Genomic DNA, 3,687 nt, shown 5'->3' on the forward strand with positions numbered 1-3,687 from the left:
AACGTGCACCTCAAGGGCACGTTCTGCGTCACCCAGCCGGTGTTCAAATGGATGAAGGACAATGGCGGCGGCGTCATCGTCAACACCTCGTCGACCTCGGGCCTTCTTGGCAACTTCGGCCAGAGCAACTATGGCGCGGCGAAGGGCGGCATCTGGGGCCTGTCCAACGTGCTGGCGATCGAAGGCCGCAAATACAACATCCGAATCTGGACGCTGGCGCCGGGCGCGCTGACTCGGATGACCGAGGACCTGCCGCGCTACCGCGAAAATCCGGGCGCGGCGCTGACGCCGGAGGGGATCGCCCCGGCGGTGCTGTACATGGTCTCCGGCCTGTCCGGCGACCAGACCGGCAAGGTGCTCGGCGTCTCCGGCCCGCGCGGGGTGCGCGAGATGAAGCTGATGGAGATGGAAGGCTGGAAGCCTCCGCACGACGCTTGGTCAGCGGAGGACATTGTGACCCACGCCGGCGAGATTTTCTTTTCGGAAGAGGCTATCAAGGCGGCCGGGCGCCCGCGCTGAACGGGCGCCGTGCGGCGCACGCCCGGGGAATACCCGGCGGCGAGCGCCGGTGCTGCGCGGCTCCACCTGCCGGCATCGGTGAAACCCATCGAAAGGCCCACTTCATGAAGCTCACCCCGGAAGCCGCAGGCACCTTCGCCATCGCGCCGACCCCGTTCCACGACGACGGCAAGATCGACGACGTTTCGATCGATCGTCTGACCGATTTCTACGCGGAGGTCGGCTGCGAGGGCGTCACCGTGCTCGGTATTCTTGGTGAGGCGCCGAAGCTCGATGCGGCCGAGGCCGAGGCGGTGGCGACCCGCTTCATCAAGCGCGCCAAGTCGATGCAGACGATCGTCGGCGTCTCGGCGCCGGGCTTCGCCGCGATGCGCCGGCTGGCGCGGCTGTCGATGGATGCGGGCGCGGCCGGCGTCATGATCGCGCCGCCGCCATCGCTGCGCACCGACGAGCAGATCACCACCTATTTCCGCCAGGCCACCGAGGCGATCGGCGATGACGTGCCCTGGGTGCTGCAGGATTATCCGCTGACGCTGTCGGTGGTGATGACCCCCAAGGTGATCCGGCAGATCGTGATGGACAGCGCATCCTGCGTGATGCTGAAGCACGAGGACTGGCCGGGGCTCGAGAAGATCACCACGCTGCGCGGCTTCCAGGAGGACGGATCGCTGCGCCCGCTGTCGATCCTGTGCGGCAATGGCGGCCTGTTCCTGGATTTCGAGATGGAGCGCGGCGCCGACGGCGCCATGACCGGCTACTGCTTCCCGGACATGCTGGTGGACGTCGTCAAGCTGTCGAAGGCCGGCCAGCGCGATCTCGCGCATAACCTGTTCGACGCGCATCTGCCGCTGATCCGCTACGAGCATCAGCAGGGCGTCGGCCTGTCGGTTCGCAAATACGTGCTGAAGAAGCGCGGGCTGTTGTCGTCGAGCGCTCAGCGCAAGCCGGGCGCGAGCCTGACCGACACGGCACGCGAAGAAGTCGATTATCTGCTGTCGCGGCTGGCGCGGGTCGACAAACGCGCCGATCTCGAACCGCGCAGCAAAGCTGCGGAGTAACACCATGACCGTTGAGGCTGCCGCGCGTCCCGCATCGACCATCGTGCTGTTGCGTCAGGCCGCGGCCGGCTTCGACGTGTTCATGATGGTCCGGAATTATCAGGTCGAGTTTGCCTCCGGGGCGCTGGTGTTCCCCGGCGGCAGCGTCGATGCCGGCGACCGCGACATCGTCGGGCGGCCGGAGCTCTATGCCGGGGTCGACGGATCGGTCGGGCCGGCGCTGGAATTCCGGATCGCAGCGATCCGCGAGACCTTCGAGGAAAGCGGCATCCTGCTGGCGCGGCCGCGTGGCAGCGACGCGCTGGTCGCCGCCAGCCGCGCCGCCGAGATCGAGGCGGCGCATCGCAAGGCGCTGTGCGACGGCAGCATCGCGTTTGCGCAGATCCTGGCCGACAACGAGCTGGTGCTGGCGCTCGATCTGCTGGTGCCTTACGCGCACTGGATCACGCCGGAGAAGCTGCCGAAGCGGTTCGACACCTGGTTCTTCCTGGCCGAGGCGCCGCCCGAACAGCTCGGCATGCATGACGGCGGGGAGACCACCGATTCGATCTGGCTGTCGCCGCGCGAGGCGCTCGACGGTGGCGACAGCGGCCGCTTCACGCTGCCGTTTCCGACCACGCGTAATCTGATCCGGCTCGGCCAGCAGCCGAGCGTCGCGGCAGCGCTCGATCACGCACGTGCACAGAGCATCGTGACCGTGCTGCCGATCATGACCAAGGACGGCGATAAGCGTTTGCTGCGGATTCCGGCCGAAGCCGGTTACGACGGCGAGCTGTTCGAATTCTCCGGCGCGTAGTTCGCAGCCGCGGCATCGCAATGCAGCGCGCGGCGCATTGCATTGCGAGATAATAACTGCGTCTGCATCTCGTCCGCATTCTGGTTGACGCTCTCTCGACTGCGCGCAACACTTCCGCTCGGCCCGGCAAGAGGCCGTGTAGGGAGCGAATGCATGAGGAAGCCTGCTGACGCGGTGCGGACTGCGCACCGACCTGTCCAACATCCAGCGATACGATTAGCTGCGAGGCGTCTCGGCGCCGCGGCGCTGATGGCCGCGCTGCTGTCGCCGGCGATCGCCGTCGCGCAAGACGCCAAAGGCTCCGCCGCGCATATCCGCGCGGTGACAGGTGCGGTCGACAGCGCGGCGATCGTCGCCAACGCCAAGACCACCAAGGACTGGCCGAGCTACGGCCTCGACTACGCCGAGACCCGCTTCAGCAAGCTCGACCAGATCAACGCCGACAACGTCAAACAGCTCGGCCTGCAATGGAGCTACAGCCTCGGCTCCGAGCGCGGCGTCGAAGCGACGCCGGTGGTGGTCGACGGCATCATGTACGTCACGGCGTCGTGGAGCGTCGTGCATGCGATCGACACCCGCACCGGCAAGAAGCTGTGGACCTTCGACCCCAAGGTCGATCACTCCAAGGGCTATCGCGGCTGCTGCGACGTCGTGAACCGCGGTGTCGCGCTGTACAAGGGCAAGGTGTTTGTTGGTGCCTATGACGGCCGCCTGATCGCGCTCGATGCCGCGACCGGCAACAAGGCGTGGGAGATCGACACGCTGATCGACCACGAACATTCCTACACCATCACCGGCGCGCCGCGGGTGTTCAACGGCAAGGTGGTGATCGGCAATGGCGGCGCCGAATACGGCGCGCGCGGTTACGTCACCGCCTATGATGCCGAGACCGGCAAGCAGGCGTGGCGCTGGTTCACGGTGCCGGGCGACCCGAGCAAGCCGTTCGAAGACGAGTCGATGGAGAAGGCCGCCAAGACCTGGGACCCGGCCGGCAAATGGTGGGAGAATGGCGGCGGCGGCACGGCGTGGGACACCATCACGTTCGATCCCGATCTCAACCTGATCTATGTCGGCACCGGCAACGGCTCGCCATGGAATCGCAACCTGCGTAGCCCGGCCGGCGGCGACAACCTGTATCTGGCGTCGATCGTCGCGCTGAATGCCGACACCGGCAAATACGTCTGGCACTATCAGGAGACGCCCGGCGACAACTGGGACTACACCTCGACCCAGCCGATGATCCTCGCGGACATCGCGATCGACGGCAAGCCGCGCAAGGTGATCCTGCCCGCGCCGAAGAACGGCTTCTTCTTC

Annotated in this window: 4 protein-coding genes; all 4 read left to right on the forward strand. The window is 66.5% G+C overall.

Annotated elements, in window-relative coordinates; all coding sequences use genetic code 11:
* A partial coding sequence (locus DYI24_RS23110; RefSeq protein WP_164573996.1) for an SDR family NAD(P)-dependent oxidoreductase occupies positions 1-519 on the forward strand: 519 nt, incomplete at its 5' end.
* 104 nt (positions 520-623) lie between these two features.
* Positions 624-1,577: a dihydrodipicolinate synthase family protein gene (locus DYI24_RS23115; RefSeq protein WP_164573997.1), complete on the forward strand. Its 954-nt coding sequence runs from the start codon at positions 624-626 to the stop codon at positions 1,575-1,577.
* 4 nt (positions 1,578-1,581) lie between these two features.
* Positions 1,582-2,373 (forward strand): NUDIX hydrolase, encoded by a 792-nt coding sequence (locus tag DYI24_RS23120; RefSeq protein ID WP_164573998.1) that lies wholly within the window; start codon positions 1,582-1,584, stop codon positions 2,371-2,373.
* A gap of 153 nt (positions 2,374-2,526) precedes the next feature.
* On the forward strand, positions 2,527-3,687 hold a 1,161-nt coding region (locus DYI24_RS23125; protein ID WP_164573999.1), incomplete at its 3' end, for an outer membrane protein assembly factor BamB family protein.

It is taken from the genome of Rhodopseudomonas sp. BR0C11 (assembly GCF_010820945.1).
GTDB lineage: Bacteria > Pseudomonadota > Alphaproteobacteria > Rhizobiales > Xanthobacteraceae > Rhodopseudomonas > Rhodopseudomonas palustris_H.

What these genes read in the sequence shown, in the direction of transcription:
- DYI24_RS23115 (WP_164573997.1), top strand. Translation starts at nt 624, where the DNA reads ATGAAGCTCACCCCGGAAGCCGCAGGCACCTTCGCCATCGCGCCGACC.
- DYI24_RS23120 (WP_164573998.1), top strand. Translation starts at nt 1,582, where the DNA reads ATGACCGTTGAGGCTGCCGCGCGTCCCGCATCGACCATCGTGCTGTTG.